Below are 18,601 nucleotides of genomic sequence, written 5' to 3'. Positions count from 1 at the left end.
AGCATCATCGTCATGGCCGCAACGATAGTGTTGATAATCGACAAGCGCGAACCGGAGCTTGTACCGATTAGCGACCATTGCCTTATCCCACCTCATGGCAGCTATGCTCTTCCAGCAGAGGATAGCATTCGCTACCTTCCAAAGTAGGAATTTCTCTGGTTTATCCTCATAGATGGACAAGCCTGCCGCGTCTTCCCTCCCCTACCCGCCCCGCCCATACCGGAGCGCCACACAGGCGCGTCATGATGATCTGGTTGTGACCCGACAGGCGCGTCGGGCTTACCCATTCATGGCTTCACGCCAGCTTTGCCATTACCTCGTCACCCTATTTTTCCCCATTTTGCGTCGGCGAACCCCGACGACGGTGTATACTTCGACGCTGGCGCGCTACTGTGACCTACAGCGCCGCCCACGCTCCACCAACCCGCGCCAGAATCCGCGTGACATCGCCGCCCCGACTCTGTAAGGGCGCGGCAGCAGACCGGGGTAGCAATGCCGTCGGTCTTCCGTCCGAGACAGTTGGTGAAGGGAATATGCCCTTCTTAATGTCCAGCCTAGACGGGGAAAAGTTCTTTACCGGCCGGGCGACATGCGCGGTTCGGGTCTGCCTGTTCCGGTCAAATGGATGCGGGCCAGTCGATCTCTCCCCCTTCGGACTATAGTGCCCCGTGGCTTACCCCACGGGTTTTAGGCGTTCGTCGGATTTCCGGCGAACAGAAAGTGGAGAATGGCATGGATCGTAATCAGAAAGCTGAGGTCGTTTCCGCGCTGAACGCAGAGCTGGCAGAAGTTGGCGTGGTCGTCGTGACCCGCAACCTCGGCATGACCGTCGCCCAGTCGACGGTTTTGCGCCAGAAGATGCGGGAAGCGGGCGCGACCTACAAGGTTACGAAGAACCGCCTCGCTCGTATCGCCCTTGATGGCACCGACTATACCGGCCTCAGCGATTTGCTGACCGGCCCCGTCGGCCTCGCCACCTCGGCCGATCCGGTTGCAGCCGCCAAGGTTGCAGTCGAATTCGCAAAGACCAACGACAAGATCGAAATCGTTGGCGGCGCGATGGGCGGAGTGCTGCTCGATGCAGAGGGCGTCAAGGCGCTCGCATCGATGCCGTCGCTGGATGAACTGCGCGCAAAGCTGGTCGGCCTTCTGGTCGCTCCTGCTACCAAGCTCGCAACCGTCACCCAGGCACCGGCAGCGCAGCTTGCGCGGGTCTTCAACGCCTATGCGGAGAAGGAAGCGGCGTAAGGCTGCCCCCTCCCCCTTTTCGTTTGACTCATCATCTGACGGGGCACGCTGCCCCAAAGTAAGGAATAATATATATGGCAGACATCAACGCACTGGTCGACCAGCTCTCGGCCCTCACCGTCCTCGAAGCCGCCGAACTGTCGAAGGCTCTGGAAGAAAAGTGGGGCGTTAGCGCCGCTGCTGCCGTCGCCGTCGCTGGCCCGGCCGCTGGCCCCGCCGCCGCCGCTGTTGAAGAGCAGACCGAATTCGACGTCATCCTGACCGGCGACGGTGGCAAGAAGATCAACGTCATCAAGGAAGTCCGCGCCATCACCGGCCTGGGCCTGACCGAAGCCAAGACGCTGGTCGAATCCGCGCCGAAGGCCGTCAAGGAAGGCGTGAGCAAGGACGAAGCCGAGAAGGTCAAGAAGCAGCTTGAAGAAGCCGGCGCGACCGTCGAACTCAAGTAATCGGTGCGCCCCGCTTTCTGCGGGTCACAGCGTTCCAGCTTCGGCTGGACGAATATCGGGCGGTTCCCTTTCGGGCACCGCCCTTTTTCGTAGGGTGCGGCACGTTGTGCGGCGCGCGCCGCTACAGACCCGCCGCCCTGCGCGTCAATTGGGCCAGTTCGGTGAACAGGCCTTCATCCACCGTCTTGAAGTTGAAGCAGGTCTTGCCCTGCCGCCGCTTGGCCAACGCAGGCGACACACTCTCCGACAGCGCCGGATCGCCATAAAGCGGCATCAGATGATAGGCGACATAGCTCTTCTTGACCGTCACCGTCCCGAACCAGCCGGGCTGCCCGGCCTTGGGATCGAGGATGGAGGTCCGCACGATCAGGTCGCCCGTGTCGTCCTTCGCCACCACCTGCCCCGGCGCATTGTCCAGCATGATCTCGCGCAACCGCGCATAGACGCTATCGAACGCCTCCATAATCTCCCTCCCCCAATCAACACCAAAAAAGGCACCACCTTGCGGTAGCGCCTCCTTTTTCAACCTTTCACCATTCTTACGCCCCGGCAGGAGACGGATCGCCGAACGGTCCCTTGCGCTTGCGCGTCTTGGGGATGGACGATCCCGCCGCCGGAATGACCGAGGGTTTGATCGTCGTCCCGTCGTCGCGGGTGATCTCGCCCTTTTCCAGCAGCGCCTTGATCTCGTCGCCGCTCAGCGTCTCATATTCCAGCAGCGCGTTGGCCAGCAGGTGCAGTTGGTCCTCATGACCCGTCAGCAATTCCTGCGCACGGGCATAGCCCTGCTCCACCAGCCCACGGATTTCCGCGTCGATTAGCTTGGCGGTCTCGTCCGACATATGGACGCGCTGGCTCTGCGAATAGCCAAGGAACGTCTCGCCCTGCTGCTCTTCATATTGCAGCGGACCCAACTTGTCGGACATGCCCCACTGCGTGACCATGTCGCGCGCCAGCTTGGTGGCGTACTGGATGTCGCCCGACGCCCCGCTCGACACCTTGTCATAACCGAAGATGATTTCCTCGGCGACGCGGCCACCCATGGCGACGGCCATGTTCGCGTGCATCTTGTCGCGATGATAGCTGTAGCTGTCGCGTTCGGGCAGGCGCATCACCATGCCCAGCGCGCGGCCGCGCGGAATGATTGTCGCCTTGTGGATCGGGTCCGACGCCGGTTCATGCACGGCGATGATCGCATGGCCCGCCTCATGATAGGCGGTCATCTTCTTCTCATCGTCGGTCATGACCATGGAGCGGCGTTCCGCGCCCATCATCACCTTGTCCTTGGCCGATTCGAACTCCGACATGGCGACCAGCCGCTTGCCCCGCCGCGCCGCCATCAGCGCCGCTTCGTTGACGAGGTTGGCGAGATCAGCGCCGGAGAAGCCGGGCGTACCCCGCGCAATGGTGCGCGGTTCGACGTCGGGCGCCAACGGCACCTTCTTCATATGCACGGCCAGGATCTTCTCGCGACCCTCGATATCGGGACGGGGCACCACGACCTGACGGTCGAAGCGGCCCGGCCGCAGCAGCGCGGGGTCCAGCACGTCGGGGCGGTTGGTCGCTGCGACGATGATGATGCCCTCATTGGCCTCGAACCCGTCCATTTCGACCAGCAACTGGTTCAGCGTCTGCTCGCGCTCGTCATTGCCATTGCCCAGGCCCGCGCCACGATGGCGACCGACCGCGTCGATTTCATCAATGAAGACGATGCAGGGCGCATTTTTCTTGGCCTGTTCGAACATGTCGCGCACGCGGCTTGCGCCCACGCCGACGAACATCTCGACAAAGTCGGAGCCGGAGATGGTGAAGAAGGGCACGCCCGCTTCCCCCGCGATCGCGCGGGCCAGCAGCGTCTTGCCGGTGCCGGGCGAACCGACCAGCAAGGCGCCCTTGGGAATCTTGCCGCCCAAACGTGCAAACTTGGTCGGGTCTTTGAGGAACTCGACGATTTCCTCCAATTCCTCGCGCGCTTCATCAATGCCCGCAACGTCCTGGAAGGTGACCTTGCCATGCTTCTCGGTCAGCAGCTTGGCCTTGGACTTGCCAAAGCCCATCGCGCCGCCCGCGCCGCCACCCTTCTGCATCTGGCGCAACACGAAAAACGCGATGCCCAGGATCAGCAGGAAGGGCAACGACTGATAGACGAGGATCATCCAGAAGCTTGGCTGCGCTTCGGCCTGGCCTGAATATTTGACGTTGTTCTGGTCGAGCAGGCCGGTCAGCGCCGGATCGGCCACCGGCAGCGTCGCAAAGCGGTCGCCATTGGCCAGCGTTCCGGTGATCTTGTCCGGCGCGATGGCGACGTCCTTGACCTGGCCCTCCTGCACCTTGGCGCGGAATTCCGAATAGGCGATCTCGCTCCCAGCGGCACCAGTCGGCCGCTCGAACATCGACACGAACAGCAGCAGGGCGACGATCACCCCGGCCCATATCATGGCGCTCTTCATCCAGGGATTGGTCTGCGGGTCTTTCTCGTCGTTCATCTGCACTCTCTTTCACCCGCCAAGATAGGGCGCGTCCGCAAAAGCGCAAGCGCGCCGGACCTTGTCAAATGCCGATCAAAAAGGTCACAACCATATAGGTCAGCGCGAGCGCAAGCCCGGCGGACAGGCCGCAGAGCAGATAACCGGCATAGAGCAGCAACGGCGGGTGCGGACGGGCTACCCTGCGGTTCCGCTGCGCCGCCGAAAGAATGATACTGGCCAACAGGCCATAAGTCAGTGCAGCAAATTCCACCATGCCGATTCCCCGCTAAAAACAGATACAGGATTACCGCTAAGCACGGTCAAGAAAAGGTCATTGCAATGCAATAAAAAGGTAAAGCGTGGCGCACTTAAGGCCAATTGCGGAACTTTTCCTCATGGGCGGTTCGAACGTCGACAGGGCGCGCGATAGAGCCGCCAGATGACGCCACCAGACAGCAGCCAATCCCCCAGACTCGCCTGCCCGCCTGCCTGCGCCGTGGCGATCGCCCGGTCGATCGTGTCCCCACGCGGCATCATATCCGCGCCGACCTGTGTTAGCATCGCCAGCACCAGCCGCCGCAGATATTCACGCGGCAGGTCGGTGCGATCGAGCGTCACGCCGTCTTCCCCGGCGCGGACATGGCGCGCCACCAGTTCGCCCACGCTCCAGCCAATAGCGGCTTCCGCTTCCGCCAGCGCTGCGGCGCTGCGCCCCGCCGCGATCGCGTCGAGCCAGTCCACATCGGCCAGCGCCGTCCGCAAACTCGCCCGGTCGAACCGCGGATCGCTGTTGGACGGATCGTCGGCATAGGGCAGCGCCTCGTGCCGCGCAAAGGCCAGCATATCCGCTTTGCGCACCGCGAGCAGCGGCCGGATGACCCGCCCCGACCGCGCCCGCACGCCGGCCAGCCCGGCAACCCCCGACCCCCGGTTAAGCCGCATCAGCATGGTTTCCAACTGATCGTCGGCATGGTGGGCAGTCATGATCCAGTCGATGCCCTGCGCGACCCGCCACCGGTCGATCGCGGCATAGCGCTGGGTCCGCGCCCAACCTTGCACATTGCCACTGACCAGCGCATCAGGCTTCACGATGCTGTGGGGAATGGCCTGCGTCGCGCACCAGCCCGCGACCATCGCCGCTTCATCCGCCGATGCCGTGCGCAGCCCATGATCCATCGTCACTGCCGCCACCTGGCCGACAAAGGCGCGCGCCGCCAGCGCCAATAAAGCCATGCTGTCCGGCCCGCCCGACACGGCGACACCGAAACGCTGCCCCTGCGTCGTTCCAATGATCGCCTGCGTCGCGGCGATCAGGCCGTCCTCATTCAGTTGCACTTCGCCTTGGTGCGTCCCTGCGCCATCATGCCGCGCAGGCTGGACGAGAGGCTTTCGCCATAGACCTGCTCCAGTTCCGCATAGACTTTGCAGGCATCGGCGGGCTTTTTAAGCTGGATCAGCGCTTCGCCCAGATAAGCGAGACTGTCGGCCGCGCGATCGCCACGCGGACGCTTCTGGTAATTTTCATAAAAGGCGACTGAGGCGAGCGCGGGCTTGCCATCGTCCAGATAGGCGCGCCCCAGTAGGTTGGCGGCGCGGCTGGCGACCGAAGCGGTGCCATATTTATCGACCGTCGCCTTCAACTGCGCCTGTGCTTCAGGATAAAATTTCGCGTCCCACAGGCGATAGCCATAGGTGTAGGCGTCCATCGCCGCATCCCCCGTGTCGGGCCGCTCGATCGCGGCAACCGCCGTCTTGCGCGCCTCGCTGACGGGTGCGGCCGCGACGGGCTTGGGCGCAGCCGCAGCAGGCTTGGCGGTGACAGGAGTCGGGTCTGCTGCAACCGGCGCAGCGACGGTTGGCCGGGTTGCCACCGGCACTTCGGCCGGGACAAGGCGCGCGTCGGTATCCGCCTTGTAGCGATTGAAGGCGTCTTCCAACTGCTTGAGCTTGAAGCTGTTTTCCTCGACCTGCCCCGTGATCGACGAAAGCTGCGATTCCAGCGCGCCCACCCGCGCGGTCAGGTCGGAAATCGGCGAGGAAGACGGCGATCCCGGCGCTATCGTTGGCGCGGTCGGCTTGGTGATCTGCGCCTCGATCGGCGTTCCGGCAGGGAACACCTTGCGCTGCACCGCGCGCATTTCCTTTTCCAGCCGATCGACCCGGCCTTCCACTGTTTGCGCCGACACCGGCGGCGCGAGCGCCAGCAGCAACGGCGCGCTCCACGCCATGGCAGATGTCGCGAATAGGACGTGACGCATGATGTTCCCCGACTAACTCTTACGCTTTAACCATAAGCCGTTATTCCGCGCGGTAAAGCGCGACGTGCATGGTTATTCGGGCGTCGCGGCGCCACTGCCCGATGGTGCCGCCGGAGCGGGCGGCGCGGCAGGGGCCGATGTTGCGCCCATGTCCGCATCACTTGCGGCGGGTCGCGCCGCCGGGCGCGACACGCGCCGTTGCGGGGCTGGCCGGGCAGCGGGCGCGGTCGCCGCAGGCGTGGCGGCGGCCGCCGTGCCGCGCGCCAGCAGCGCTTCGGCGCTCACGGGCACATCGGCAATGGTACGATCAGCCTCGCCCAGCGGTGGCACGGCCTTGCCCCCTACGGTGACGGACAAAGCCTGCGGACGCCCTGTCAGGATCATCGGATTACGCGCATCGGTCGGCAGGGAGAAGGTCTCCCCCTTCTTCATCAACCCGTCCTTCAGTCGCTCGCCCGCTTCGTCGTAGATACGCAGCCACACATCATCGACCGCAGTGAACACGACCGGCTGCGACGCGGGGGCAGCCACCACGGGCGGCGCTGTTGCGGTCGGGGCGACCTGTTCGCGCGCAGCGACCTCCTCGCTCGTCGGCGGCGTAAACATCTGCATCCGCCAGATGGTAAAGGCGGCCACCAGCAGGATCACGATAGCCGCCGCCGTCCAGGCCAGCGTGCGCGACGGCACGCGCGCCGGATCGGCGGGTTCGAACATCTCGTAGCGATTGGCATTGAGATCGGCACCATGCACGCCCTGGCGCACCTGCGCCGCGATCGCCACTTCGTCCAGTCCCACGGCCCGCGCATAGGCCCGCGCAAAACCGACGGCATAGGGGATACCCGGCAGCGCGGCATAATCGTCGCGCTCGACCGCTTCGAGCTGACGCTGGGCGATCCGCGTGCGCGTCGCAATGTCGGACAAGGACAGGCCCATAGCTTCGCGCGCGACGCGCAGTTTCGCGCCGGGTGTATCGGGCTGCGTTTCCGGTACGCTACCTGCGCCCGGCTCCAATTCGATTTCGTCTGCCATGCTGCTCCGCGACCTTAGAGTGCGGCCTTGTCTCACTGTGGGACGGGCCTTGTCAACGGCGGGGCGCGCCTCTTTTCGTCACTTTCGCCTTCATCCCAGCTCGATATGCCGATCCTCCGCCCATTGCGTCAGGCGCGCTCTGATATCACGCTCTCCCCCGTCGAGCAGGTCGCGCATCAACGCCTGCACTTCACTCGCGTCAATTGCACGGATCATCGCCTTGACCGGCCCGACCGACGCCGGGGTAATCGACAGCCGCCGGATGCCAAGGCCGATCAGCGCCATCGCCTCCAGCGTCCGCCCGCCCATTTCGCCACATACGCCCACGGGCACGCTATGCGCCTGGCATGTCCGCACCACCCGGTCGAGGAAGCGCAGGATCGCGATGCTCAGCCAGTCATAGCGTTCGGCGAGCTTAGGATGGGCGCGGTCGGCCGCGAACAGGAATTGCGTCAGGTCGTTGGTGCCGATCGACAGGAAATCCACCCGTGGTAACAATATGTCGAGAACTTCCGCCAATGCCGGCACTTCCAGCATCGCCCCATAACGCACCGCGATCGGCAGCTTCTTCTTGCGCGCCAGCAGCCATTCGCGCTGATGCTCGACCAGCGCACGCGCTTCCTCATATTCCCACGGTTCCGACACCATCGGGAACATGACGTACAATATCTTGCCCGCCGCGGCCTCCAGCAGCGCGCGCGCCTGCGCCTTCATCAATCCGTCGCGATCCAGCGCCAGCCGCAGCGCGCGCCAGCCCATCGCCGGATTATCCTCATGCTCGTCATCCTCGCGCTGCATATAGGGCAACGCCTTGTCACCGCCGATATCCACGGTGCGGAAGATGACCGGCCGGTCGCCGGCGGCGTCCAGCACATCCTTGTAGAGCCGCTGCTGCTTTTCACGCTGGGGCAAGGTGGCCGACACCAGGAACTGAAACTCGGTGCGGAACAGCCCGATGCCGTCCGCCCCCACCATGTCGAGCGCCTGCGCATCCTCGCGCAGCCCGGCATTGACCATCAGCTCCACCCGCTGCCCATCGGCGGTGACCGATGGCAAGTCGCGCATCGCAACGAACTCGGCGCGGCGCTTCTGCGTCACATGCAGCTTGTTCTCGAACGCCTCGTCCATGTCGGCGGTCGGGCGGATCAGCAGGCTGTTGGCGTTGACGTCCATCAGGATGAGGTCGCCCTCATTCACCAGATGGCGGATGTCGCGCACCCGGCCCAGTACCGGTACGCCCATGGCGCGCGCAACGATGGTGACATGGGCGGTCAGCGATCCTTCCTCCAGGATCACGCCCTTCAACCGCCGCCGGTCATATTCCAGCAATTCGGCCGGCCCCAGGTTGCGCGCGATCAATATCGCGTCCTGCCGCAACCCCATCTGCGCCGCCGTCCCCAACTGCCCCGACACGATCCGCAACAACCGGTTGGCCAGATCCTCCAAATCGTGCATCCGGTCGGACAGCAATGGATCGTCGATCTGCCGCATCCGCATCCTTGTGCGCTGCTGCACCCGCTCGATCGCTGCCTCGGCGGTCAGGCCGCTGTCGATCGCCTCGTTGATCCGCCGCGTCCAGCCCTCGTCATAGGCGAACATCTTGTAGGTTTCCAAAACCTCCTGATGCTCGCCCTCCATGCCGAACTCGGCCGCGCCCGTCATCCGGTCGATCTGCTCGCGCATCTTGGCAAAGGCAGAAATGACGCGCGCCCGCTCCGCTTCGGTATCTTCCGCGACAGTATGTTCGATATGCACGCGCGGCTGGTGGAACACCACATGCCCCCGCGCCATGCCCATCACCAGTTGCAACCCGTGCAGCAGCGTCGTGCCGGTATCGGTCACGCGCATCTCGCTTTGCCCGTCATCGGCCAGTTCGGCATTGGCGATCAGCTCCGACATCACCATCGCGACGGTCTGGAGCGCCTCTATCTCCACCTCTTCATATTTGCGCGGATCGGCATGCTGCACGCACAAGACGCCGATGGCGCGCTCGCGCCGCACGATCGGCACGCCGGCAAAGCTGTGGAACAATTCTTCCCCGGTTTCGGGGCGGTAGGCGAAGTCGGGATGCGAAGCGGCTTCGTCCAGGTTCAGCGTCTCGACATTGGTGGCGATCAGGCCGACCAGCCCCTCCCCCATCGCCATGCGGGTGACATGCACCGCTTCCTGCTTCAGCCCGCGCGTTGCGAACAGTTCCAGCACGCCTTCCCGCACCAGATAGATGGAGCAGACCTCGCTCGACAGCGACTCGCCGATCACCTCCACCACCTTGTTCAATTTCGCCTGCGCGCTGGTGCGCGACGCCATCACCTCCTGCAGGCGGATCAGTATCTGGCGGGCGGCGGCGGCGGGGGTGCTGGGCATGGCATCAGCGCTACCAGATGCGCGGTCCGCTTTCCAAGGCGATTCATGCAGGATTGATGACGGTTTCCGTTAACTATTGAACGGCCACCGGCATAAAATTGCAAAAATCGCCGGTCGGCATTGCGGAAATGACGCGCTGCTTCGTCTGATGCAATGAAGTTTCCGTTTTCTGGAACAGAGGGGACAATCGACATGACGATGATGCTGGACAAAGAAGCCAAGGACGATCTGATCGGGCGCGGCTATTCGCGCCGCCAACTGGGGCAGGTCGCAGCGCTGCTGGGCGCAGGGGTCGCGGCCAGCTCGATGCTGAGCGGCGCGGCCCTGGCGCAGCAGCAGGCCGGGCGCGGCATCAAGGGTGCGGTCCGCATCGGCGCGAACGAATGCTGGACCGGGCCGTTCCCGTCGGGCGTCGAAGCCATCGCCAAGGCCGGTTCCTTCGGCAACTGGTATGATCCCGACGATTATCGCGGCGAACTGGTCCAGACCGTCGCCTCGGTCGAAGGCATACCGGAATCGCATGTCATGGTGTGGCCGGGTTCGGGCGGCCCGCTGGTCAGCTCGGTCGCGGCCTTCTGTTCGCCGACCAAGGGTCTGGTCACCGCCGACCCGACCTTCGAATCGGCCTGGCGCACCGCCGATTATATGAAGGCCCCCATCGCCAAGGCTCCCCAGGCCGTCGGCAAAGGCCATGACGTCAAGGCGATGCTGGCCGCCAACCCCAATGCAGGCCTCTATTATGTCTGCACGCCCAACAACCCGACCGGCACCGTCACGCCGCTGGCCGACATCAAATGGCTGCTCGACAACAAGCCGGCCGATGCGATGCTGCTGGTGGACGAAGCCTATCTGCACTTCTCCGAATCGCCGAGCGCCGCCAGCCTGGTGGCGGGCCGCAAGGACATCATCGTCATGCGGACCTTCTCCAAGCTGTTCGGCATGGCGGGCATTCGCCTTGGCCTGACCTTCGCCGATCCCGACGTGCAAAAGCGCCTGATGCTGTTCGGCCCGACCGCCGGTGGCCTGTCGATCACCGCCATGGCCTGTGGCAAGGCAGTCTATACCGAAGCGGACCTCATCAAGGCGCGTCGCAACGAGATGATCGCCAATCGCGAGGAAACCATCGCCTGGCTGACCAAGAAGGGCATCGAAGTCCAGCCCGGCAGCGAAGCGAATATGTTCATGGTCAACTGGAAGAAGCCTGCGAAGGACATGCAGGCAGCTTTGGTCGCCGCGCCTGAAAAGGTTCAGATCGGCCGCAGTTGGCCCATCTGGCCCAACGTCTCGCGCGTGACCGTAGGGTCGGCCGAAGACATGGCCAAATTCTGCGCCGCCGTGGACAAGGTCTATAAGGCGTAAAGCCAACCGTCCTTCTGACGATCGAAGGGCGTCCGGGCAACCGGGCGCCCTTTGTCATTGGCATGGGATAGCGGGAATAGCAGAGGACTGACAAAGCAGGTGCCGAGAGTCTTTCATCTTCTCCCCCTGCCATGGCGGTTGGCGACGCGGCGATAGCGGGCTAGGTCTGTTTATCGCCATGTCCGCCCGCCTCTCCCTCCTGCGTCGCTATCGCCCCCTGTTCACCGCCGTCGCCATGTTCGCGACGATCGGCAGCTGCGCTCGTCAGAGTAGCGGCCCGGTGGTCGTCAGCGTCGTGGGCGACCGGGAGGATGTGACCAAGCCGCTTCAGCAACTGCCTGATCCGGCGGCCAAGCTGATACTGGAAGCCACTGCCCAGGGGCTGGTCAGCTTCGATGCCAGCGGCGAAATCCTGCCCGCCTTGGCCCAACGCTGGATCGTCGAGGATGAAGGGCGCAGCTACATCTTCCGCCTTCGCCGCGCCTTCTGGCCCGACGGCACGCGCGTCACGGCCAACGATGTCGCGCGCATGCTCTTGTCGCGGATCGTGGCCCAGCGTCGGCTTGATCCCGACGGGCCGTTTGACGCGGTGCAAAGCGTCGTGCCGATGACGGGCGAAGTGATCGAAATCAAGCTCACGGTCGCCCGCCCCTTCCTGTTGCAGATGCTCGCGCAGCCGCAAATGGCAATCCTTTCGCGCGAAGGCGGCACGGGGCCCTATCGCGTTGCGCAACAGGGCAAGGCTTTGTTCCTGACCCCCGTGGATCGCGCCGCCAGTGATCGGGATGCCGTCGATGATGAGCCGGTGCCGCCATCGCAGACGCGCGTGCTGCGCGCCGAAAGCGCCGCGCTTGCCGTCATCCGCTTTCGCGAAGGGCAGGCCGCCTTGGTCCTTGGCGGCCGCTTTGCCGACCTGCCGCTCCTTTTGCCCGCCGGGGTGGAGCGTGACGCGGTACGGACCGATCCCGTGCAGGGCTTGCTCGGCCTGGCCGTTACCGGGCGCGGCAAGCTGCTGGATGATGATTATGTCCGCGCAGCGATCAACATGGCGATCGACCGCGCCAGCCTGTCCGCCCTCTTCCCGCTCGGCGGCTGGGCCACCAGCGAGCAGATATTGCCCTCCGCACTCGACCTTGGCCGGTCGCCCACCGCCCCTGCCTGGGCCGGGCAGTCGATGGACGAGCGCCGCGCGCTGGCCAGCGCCACCATGACGCGGTGGCGGGCCGACAATGGCGATCCCCCGACGCTGCGCATCGCTCTGCCCGATGGACCGGGCGCAACATTGTTATTCGGCCTGTTGCGGCGTGATCTGGCCGCGATCGGCCTGACCGTGCAGCGTGTTCCGCTCGCGCAGAAGGACGCGGACCTGCGCCTGATTGACGAGGTTGCGCCCTATGACAGCGTGCTCTGGTATCTCGGCCGTATCGGTTGCGCCCGCGCGGTCCATTGCAGCGATGCCGCCGATGCAGCCTTGCAGACCGCAAGCCTTGCCAGCGAGAACGACAATCGCATCGCCCATATTTCGCAGGCCGAAGCGCTGATGCAGGCGCATAACGGCTATATTGCGCTCGGCGCGCCGATCCGCTGGTCGCTGGTGTCCAAGCGTCTGAACGGCTTTCAATCCTCGCGCCGTGCGCGCCACCCATTGAACCATCTGTTCCGTCGCCCCAATTAAAGGGGAAGGAGACAGGCAGATGGCATTATCGCAGGACCAGTTCGAGCGCATGGTGCGCGACATGCCCGGTTTCGGCCGCGATCCCGCGTCGATACGCCGCCGGGTCGAAGCGATGGAATCGGTTCTGGAAGGACTGTTCGTAATCCCCGGCACCAACCGTCGCGTCGGTCTGGACGGCCTGGTCGGCCTCATCCCCATCGTCGGTGACCTCATCACAGCCGCAATGGGCGCGTGGATTGTGTGGGAAGCGCGCAATCTGGGCATGTCGAAATGGCAGCTTACCCGCATGGCGGGCAATATCGGCATTGATACGCTGGTGGGGGCCATTCCCTTTGCGGGCGACCTTTTCGACTTTCTCTACAAGTCCAACACCAAGAATCTGCGCATCATCCGCAAGCATATGGACAAGCATTTCCCCGCCACCGCGACGATCGACGCCTGATCCTTACGGTTCGCTGCTGTTGGCAAGCGGCTGCACCTTCGGGTCGAGGTCAAGGATCAGGCCCGGCTTGCGCGCCGGTGTCGCCGCAGGCCTCGCCGGCCTGGGCGGAGACAGGGCCGGACGACCATAAGCGATGCGCGGCCCCGGCTCGATCCGCAGGAGGCTGTTCGCAGCCGCTCCGCCCTGATGCGCTGGGCAGCGGGTGAAGGCCATGGCCCGATCCATGCACAGCCACACTTCGCTCAGCCAGTTGCCGCGAACCGTCGTCACCCGCAGCATGTCCGCGCGCAACCCCTTGTTGGCGCGCGCGAAGGCTTCGGCAAATTTCCCCATGGTCAAATTCTGCGTCGCCGCCAGCGCGGTCATGTCGGGATAGCGGATCGACTGATAAAAGGCGCGCGCCAGGTTGAAATACAGCTCCGGCTTGGTCGTCATGCAGGTGCCATGCTTGGCCCATTCATGCTGGATCAGTTGCACCGACGGCGTCGTACAGAGATTGGCGCGGATCACTTCGCGCGGCACAAGGTCCGCGGCGCGACAATATTGCGGCCATTCCTTGCCGAACCCGTCGGGCCACAGGCCATGGAGCGTAAAGCCGAATCTGCCCGCCTTGCCACCGCATTGCAGCGCATGTTTGTTGCCGCGCGCGGTCGAGCAGAATTGCGGCGACCAGCTCAGCGCCAGTGTATAGCTGCCGATCGGCAGGACGCGCTTGGGCTCCTTGGCGGTTGGCCCCTCGATATCGGGTCGGGCAATTTGGGACGGCAGGCGGCATTGGGCCGACTGCGCCAGCGCGGTGCCCGGCAGCGCGATCAAAGCCAGTCCCGCCAAGGCCTTAAGCATAAGCGAAGTCCAGCCCGATGTCGGCGGCCGGTGCCGACTGGGTCAGTCGCCCGACGCTGATATAGGTGACGCCCGTGCTGGCCTTGGCGCGGATCGTGTCCAGCGTCACGCCGCCCGATGCTTCGGTCGGGACGCGGCCATCGACCAGTCCCACGGCCTGCCGCAGCATCGCCACGTCCATATTGTCGAGCAGCAAATGGGTAGCGCCCGCCGCCAGCGCCGGTTCGATCTGGTCGATCCGGTCGACCTCGACGATGATCCGCTCGACCCCGGCTTCGACCGCGCGGCGCACCGCTTCCTCGACCGACCCCGCGACCGCGACATGATTATCCTTGATCATCGCCGCATCCCACAGCCCCATGCGATGGTTGGTCGCCCCGCCCATGCGCGTCGCATATTTCTCCAGGCTGCGCAGGCCGGGAATGGTCTTGCGGGTGTCGAGCAGGGTCGCGCCGGTCCCTTCGATCGCATCGACATAGGCGCGCGTCATGGTCGCGATGCCGCTCAGATGCTGCACCGTGTTGAGCGCCGACCGCTCCGCCGTCAGCATCGCCCGCGCGCGCCCCCGAATGCGCAAGATGTCGGTCCCCGCCGCGACCTGCTCGCCATCCTGTTGCAGTTGTTCGATCTCGACATCAGGATCGAGCGCGCGGAAAAAGGCCACCGCAATCGGCAGCCCCGCCAGCGTCACCGGATCGCGCGCATCCATGACTCCTTCGAAGATAGCATCGGCAGGAATCACCGCCTCGCTAGTGACATCACGACCATCCGGGCCAAGGTCTTCGGCCAGGGTGGCGATCACGAAGGCGGGCAGGTCGAAATCGGGCAGGGAGAATGTCATGGCCTTCTCTAGACGGGCGATGTGGCGCGTCGCAACCTGTTTCGAAACTTGACTTAGTCCATGGACTAAGTCTATTAGTCCGTCATGTCTGCCACCATAAATGTCCATGAAGCGAAAACGCATTTTTCCAAGCTGCTGGAGCGCGCACACGCTGGTGAGGAAATCATCCTCGCCAAAGCCGGAAAGCCCTACGCGAAAATGGTTCCGATCGACGCTGTGCGGGATCGACCGAAGCGTCGCGGTGGTCAATTTGCTGGGCTCTTTACCGTGGGTGATGAGATTTTCGACCCGTTGCCCGAAGATGAGTTGCGTCTATGGGAAGGGCATGACGATTGAGCCTGTTGCTTGATACGCATGTGCTGATCTGGTGGTGGACGGATCGGCGGCTGATACCCGACATGATCGATTCATTGATCGAAAGCGGTGCTGACCGGATTTTTGTCAGTAGCGTCAGTGCATGGGAAATTGCGACCAAGGCGCGCTTGGGCAAATTGCCACAGCTCATGCCCTATCTCGATCGCTACGAAGCAGCGGTAGCCGATGCTGAGTTCCAGCAACTGAACCTGACGATGCGCCATGGTCTGCGTGCCGGTGCCTATGAAGCGCCGCACCGCGATCCCTTCGACCGCATGTTGGCGGCTCAGGCCGAATTGGAGGGCCTGACGCTGCTAACGCGCGACCCCGCATTCGCCGATTTCCCCTGTGAAACGCTCTGGCACAAACCGCTGCTTAGCGAACATCGGCTCGCATATCGGAGCTGATACGCCTTACCGCGCCCCCAAATCCCCCTGCCCGACTGTGGCGCTCGCCATTTCGAGCATCCGGTCCAGGCTCTTCTTCGCGCCCAGCCGCAGCGTTTCGTCCATTTCGATGCGCGGCTGCAGGTCGCGCAATGCGAGGTACAGCTTCTCCATCGTGTTGAGCGCCATATAGGGACAGATATTGCAGTTGCAGTTGCCGTCCGCGCCGGGCGCGCCGATGAACTGCTTGTCCGGCACCGCCTTTTCCATCTGATGGATGATGTGCGGTTCGGTCGCGACGATCAGCGTGTTACCCGGCATCGTCTTGGCGAAGTCGAGGATACCGCTGGTCGATCCGACATAATCGGCATGGTCGACGATATAGGGCGGGCATTCGGGGTGCGCGGCGACCGGCGCGTCCGGATGCTGCGCCTTGAGCTTGAGCAATTCGGTTTCGCTGAACGCCTCATGCACAATGCACACGCCCGGCCAGAGCAGCATCTCGCGACCCAGCTTGCGCGCGAGATAACCGCCCAGATGCTTGTCCGGGCCGAAGATGATCTTCTGGTCCAGCGGGATTTGCGACAGGATCTTCTCGGCGGACGAGGATGTCACGATGATGTCGGACAGCGCCTTCACCTCGGCCGAACAGTTGATGTAGCTCAGCGCAATATGATCGGGATGGGCTTCGCGAAACGCCTTGAACTGGGCGGGCGGGCACGAGTCTTCCAAGGAGCAACCGGCGTCCATGTCCGGCAGCACCACGATCTTGTCGGGCGACAGGATCTTCGCGGTTTCGGCCATGAAGCGCACGCCGCAGAAAGCGATCACGTCCGCATCCGTCTCCGCCGCCTTGCGCGACAGCTCCAGCGAATCGCCGACGAAATCGGACAAGTCCTGAATTTCCGGGCTTTGATAATAATGGCCCAGGATCACGGCATTGCGCTCCTTGCGCAACCGCTCGATCTCGCCGCGCAGGTCGATGCCCTGCGGAATGCCGGTAAAAGCGTTCATGTCCCTAAACTCCTCGGTCCCTTAACAGCGCCCTAGCGCTGACCCTGTCGGTTGGCCAGTACCGCGTTGATCGGCGTGGTCACATCCCATTGTTCGCGATTGCGCCCGGCGCGTTCGGGCGGAAAGGTCACGATCACGCGCGCGTCGCCATAGCCCGCCGCCGCCAATGGAGCAGCCATCAATTTGGTCAGCGCCGCCCGGCCATAATCGCGCGCCTGCGCCATGCGCTCAGGGGCCTGCGCCTCCCGCTGGGCACGGCTCTGTGCATGAGCGGACACGCGGCGGCTCAATTCCTCGCCCGCCTGCCGCGTCACGAACATGCCCTGGGTGCGGACCAGCGTGCGGCGGCTCTCATCGACATTGGGCTTGCCAGGCTTCACGTCGGGCGCGTTGACGATCAGCGTGCGGGTCGCTTCGTTCCACTCCAGATCGCCTTCGCCAAGGCCGCCGACATCGACGAAATAATCGACCGAGAAAGGCATTTTGACCACCTGATCGGACTTCAACAGCCCGAAGCCGCGCACATCCTGCGCCGTGCTCTGGACCGTGCCGGACAGTTCGGAGACTTTGAGGCTGCTCATCCCGGCGATCTTCGCCGCGATCACCTTGGTCACGGCGACGCCATCCTCCTCGACCGCGACGACATAGTCCCGGTCATAGCGCTGCCAGCCGATCAGCATCGCCCCGCCGACCAGCAACAGGATCACCACCGCCGCAATCGGCCCGGCATAGCGTTTCAGCGCATCTGCCATCGATCCTCCGTCGCCGTCACCAGCCCGCGCTGATCCAGGTCGATCAGATGCGCCAGCACCGATCGCCCGGCGGCGGGATGCAGGCGCGGATCGACGCCCTTGTACATTTCCAGGACCATGTCGGGGATGCGGCTGTCGCCATTGCGCGCCAGAAAGCGCAAAATCTGCCCCTCACGCTGCTTGCGATGGCCCATCATGCCACGCACCAGCCGCTGCGGATTGTCGATCGGGTCGCCATGGGCGGGATAATAGATCGCATCCTCGCGCTCCAGCAGCCGCTGCATCGAGCGCATATAGGCCGCCATGTCGCCATCGGGCGGCGAGATCACGCTGGTCGACCAGCCCATGACATGATCGCCGGTGAAGAGCGCGGCTTCTTCGGCCAGCGCGAAGCACAGGTGATTGGACGTATGCCCCGGCGTCGCCACCGCTTCCAAGGTCCAGCCAGTGCCCGCGACCTGTTCGCCATCCGCCAGAACCCGGTCGGGGCGATAGGCCGCATCGAACGCCGCATCGGCGCGCGGCCCGTCATCCTCCAGCGTCAGCGGCGCGCAACCGATCACCGGCGCGCCCGTGGCCTCGCTCAGCGGTCGTGCCGCCGGGCTATGATCGCGGTGCGTGTGGGTGCAGAGAATCGCCACGACCGGCCGCCCCGCGATCGCCGCCGTCAATGCCGCCAGATGAACGGGTTCATCCGGGCCGGGATCAATCACCGCGACGTCGGTCGCCCCGACGACATAAGTCTGGGTGCCGGTAAAGGTGAAGGGCGACGGATTGGGCGCCAACACCCGCGCCACCAGGGGCGATAGCGGCATCTGAACGCCGGTCGGCAGGTCGGCCGGATCGAAAGGAGGTGCCATGCTTCCCATGTGCCTATTTCCGGCCGGATTTCAAGGTGGGGCTTGGATCCATAAAAATCCTCCCCTGAAAGGGGAGGGGGACCGGCGCAGCCGGTGGAGGGGTGTCGCCCTATCGAGAGGGTAACACCCCTCCGTCTGGCCTGCGGCCAGCCACCTCCCCTTACAGGCAGGGGAATCGCATATGGGCTTGAACGATTGATCGAATGGGATTCTTGGGCAGTCTCCATGGTTGGAGGCGCCCGATGGATGAGTTTTCGGC

General features: G+C 64.0%; 19 protein-coding genes. 7 read left to right on the top strand and 12 right to left on the bottom strand.

Going from position 1 to position 18,601, the window contains the following annotated elements:
- Window positions 1-732 precede the first annotated feature (732 nt).
- The gene (gene rplJ / locus J2W40_RS17090) at window positions 733-1,248 is read left to right on the top strand and encodes a 50S ribosomal protein L10 (RefSeq protein ID WP_310227066.1); all 516 of its coding nucleotides are present in this window, start codon (window positions 733-735) and stop codon (window positions 1,246-1,248) included.
- Window positions 1,249-1,322: 74 nt separating this feature from the next.
- Entirely contained in the window at window positions 1,323-1,697 is a 375-nt protein-coding gene (gene rplL / locus J2W40_RS17085; protein WP_310227063.1) for a 50S ribosomal protein L7/L12, read from the top strand.
- 121 nt (window positions 1,698-1,818) lie between these two features.
- Here rplL and J2W40_RS17080 read toward each other — a convergent pair whose 3' ends face one another.
- The 7 genes from J2W40_RS17080 to ptsP form a co-directional block, all read right to left on the bottom strand.
- The gene (locus J2W40_RS17080) at window positions 1,819-2,160 is read right to left on the bottom strand and encodes a hypothetical protein (RefSeq protein ID WP_310227061.1); all 342 of its coding nucleotides are present in this window, start codon (window positions 2,158-2,160) and stop codon (window positions 1,819-1,821) included.
- Between the two features lie 76 nt (window positions 2,161-2,236).
- Window positions 2,237-4,183 (bottom strand): ATP-dependent zinc metalloprotease FtsH, encoded by a 1,947-nt coding sequence (gene ftsH, locus J2W40_RS17075; protein ID WP_310227059.1) that lies wholly within the window; start codon window positions 4,181-4,183, stop codon window positions 2,237-2,239.
- 64 nt (window positions 4,184-4,247) lie between these two features.
- Entirely contained in the window at window positions 4,248-4,439 is a 192-nt protein-coding gene (locus J2W40_RS17070) for a hypothetical protein (RefSeq protein WP_310227056.1), read from the bottom strand.
- A gap of 119 nt (window positions 4,440-4,558) precedes the next feature.
- Window positions 4,559-5,500, bottom strand: coding sequence for a tRNA lysidine(34) synthetase TilS (gene tilS, locus J2W40_RS17065; protein ID WP_409050398.1), 942 nt, complete (start codon window positions 5,498-5,500; stop codon window positions 4,559-4,561).
- A complete protein-coding gene (locus J2W40_RS17060; protein ID WP_310227054.1) occupies window positions 5,491-6,423 on the bottom strand; it encodes a hypothetical protein in 933 nt (310 codons plus the stop codon). The genes tilS and J2W40_RS17060 overlap by 10 nt, the downstream gene beginning before the upstream one ends.
- A 72-nt stretch (window positions 6,424-6,495) precedes the next feature.
- The gene (locus J2W40_RS17055) at window positions 6,496-7,452 is read right to left on the bottom strand and encodes a helix-turn-helix domain-containing protein (RefSeq protein WP_310227052.1); all 957 of its coding nucleotides are present in this window, start codon (window positions 7,450-7,452) and stop codon (window positions 6,496-6,498) included.
- 90 nt (window positions 7,453-7,542) lie between these two features.
- Window positions 7,543-9,816, bottom strand: coding sequence for a phosphoenolpyruvate--protein phosphotransferase (gene ptsP, locus J2W40_RS17050; protein WP_310227049.1), 2,274 nt, complete (start codon window positions 9,814-9,816; stop codon window positions 7,543-7,545).
- Between the two features lie 192 nt (window positions 9,817-10,008).
- Here ptsP and J2W40_RS17045 point away from each other — a divergent pair, with 192 nt between their 5' ends.
- From J2W40_RS17045 to J2W40_RS17035, 3 genes are all read left to right on the top strand, one after another.
- Entirely contained in the window at window positions 10,009-11,175 is a 1,167-nt protein-coding gene (locus tag J2W40_RS17045; protein WP_310227048.1) for a pyridoxal phosphate-dependent aminotransferase, read from the top strand.
- A gap of 178 nt (window positions 11,176-11,353) precedes the next feature.
- Entirely contained in the window at window positions 11,354-12,850 is a 1,497-nt protein-coding gene (locus J2W40_RS17040) for an ABC transporter substrate-binding protein (protein ID WP_409050397.1), read from the top strand.
- A gap of 19 nt (window positions 12,851-12,869) precedes the next feature.
- Window positions 12,870-13,292: a DUF4112 domain-containing protein gene (locus tag J2W40_RS17035; protein ID WP_310227046.1), complete on the top strand. Its 423-nt coding sequence runs from the start codon at window positions 12,870-12,872 to the stop codon at window positions 13,290-13,292.
- Between the two features lie 3 nt (window positions 13,293-13,295).
- Here the strand turns inward: J2W40_RS17035 and J2W40_RS17030 are convergent, their stop codons facing one another.
- The gene (locus J2W40_RS17030) at window positions 13,296-14,135 is read right to left on the bottom strand and encodes a ribonuclease T2 family protein (protein WP_310227045.1); all 840 of its coding nucleotides are present in this window, start codon (window positions 14,133-14,135) and stop codon (window positions 13,296-13,298) included.
- Window positions 14,128-14,976: a carboxylating nicotinate-nucleotide diphosphorylase gene (gene nadC, locus J2W40_RS17025; RefSeq protein WP_310227043.1), complete on the bottom strand. Its 849-nt coding sequence runs from the start codon at window positions 14,974-14,976 to the stop codon at window positions 14,128-14,130. Before nadC ends, J2W40_RS17030 begins: the two co-directional genes overlap by 8 nt.
- 84 nt (window positions 14,977-15,060) lie before the next feature.
- Between nadC and J2W40_RS17020 the strand changes: the two genes are divergently transcribed.
- Both J2W40_RS17020 and J2W40_RS17015 read left to right on the top strand, forming a co-directional pair.
- Window positions 15,061-15,312, top strand: coding sequence for a type II toxin-antitoxin system Phd/YefM family antitoxin (locus J2W40_RS17020; RefSeq protein ID WP_310227041.1), 252 nt, complete (start codon window positions 15,061-15,063; stop codon window positions 15,310-15,312).
- A complete protein-coding gene (locus J2W40_RS17015; RefSeq protein WP_310227039.1) occupies window positions 15,309-15,737 on the top strand; it encodes a type II toxin-antitoxin system VapC family toxin in 429 nt (142 codons plus the stop codon). The genes J2W40_RS17020 and J2W40_RS17015 overlap by 4 nt, the downstream gene beginning before the upstream one ends.
- Window positions 15,738-15,743: 6 nt before the next feature.
- Here J2W40_RS17015 and nadA read toward each other — a convergent pair whose 3' ends face one another.
- From nadA to J2W40_RS17000, 3 genes are read right to left on the bottom strand one after another with little or no spacing between them, the layout of a single operon-like run.
- The gene (gene nadA / locus J2W40_RS17010; RefSeq protein ID WP_310227038.1) at window positions 15,744-16,730 is read right to left on the bottom strand and encodes a quinolinate synthase NadA; all 987 of its coding nucleotides are present in this window, start codon (window positions 16,728-16,730) and stop codon (window positions 15,744-15,746) included.
- A gap of 32 nt (window positions 16,731-16,762) precedes the next feature.
- Window positions 16,763-17,482, bottom strand: a complete 720-nt coding sequence (locus J2W40_RS17005) for a DUF4230 domain-containing protein (RefSeq protein ID WP_310227036.1) — start codon at window positions 17,480-17,482, stop codon at window positions 16,763-16,765.
- Window positions 17,467-18,342 (bottom strand): MBL fold metallo-hydrolase, encoded by an 876-nt coding sequence (locus J2W40_RS17000; protein WP_310227035.1) that lies wholly within the window; start codon window positions 18,340-18,342, stop codon window positions 17,467-17,469. Before J2W40_RS17000 ends, J2W40_RS17005 begins: the two co-directional genes overlap by 16 nt.
- Between the last annotated feature and the right edge of the window lie 259 nt (window positions 18,343-18,601).

The organism is Sphingobium xenophagum (assembly GCF_031457465.1).
GTDB lineage: Bacteria > Pseudomonadota > Alphaproteobacteria > Sphingomonadales > Sphingomonadaceae > Sphingobium > Sphingobium xenophagum_A.
This window is presented reverse-complemented; position numbering and strand designations above follow the sequence as displayed.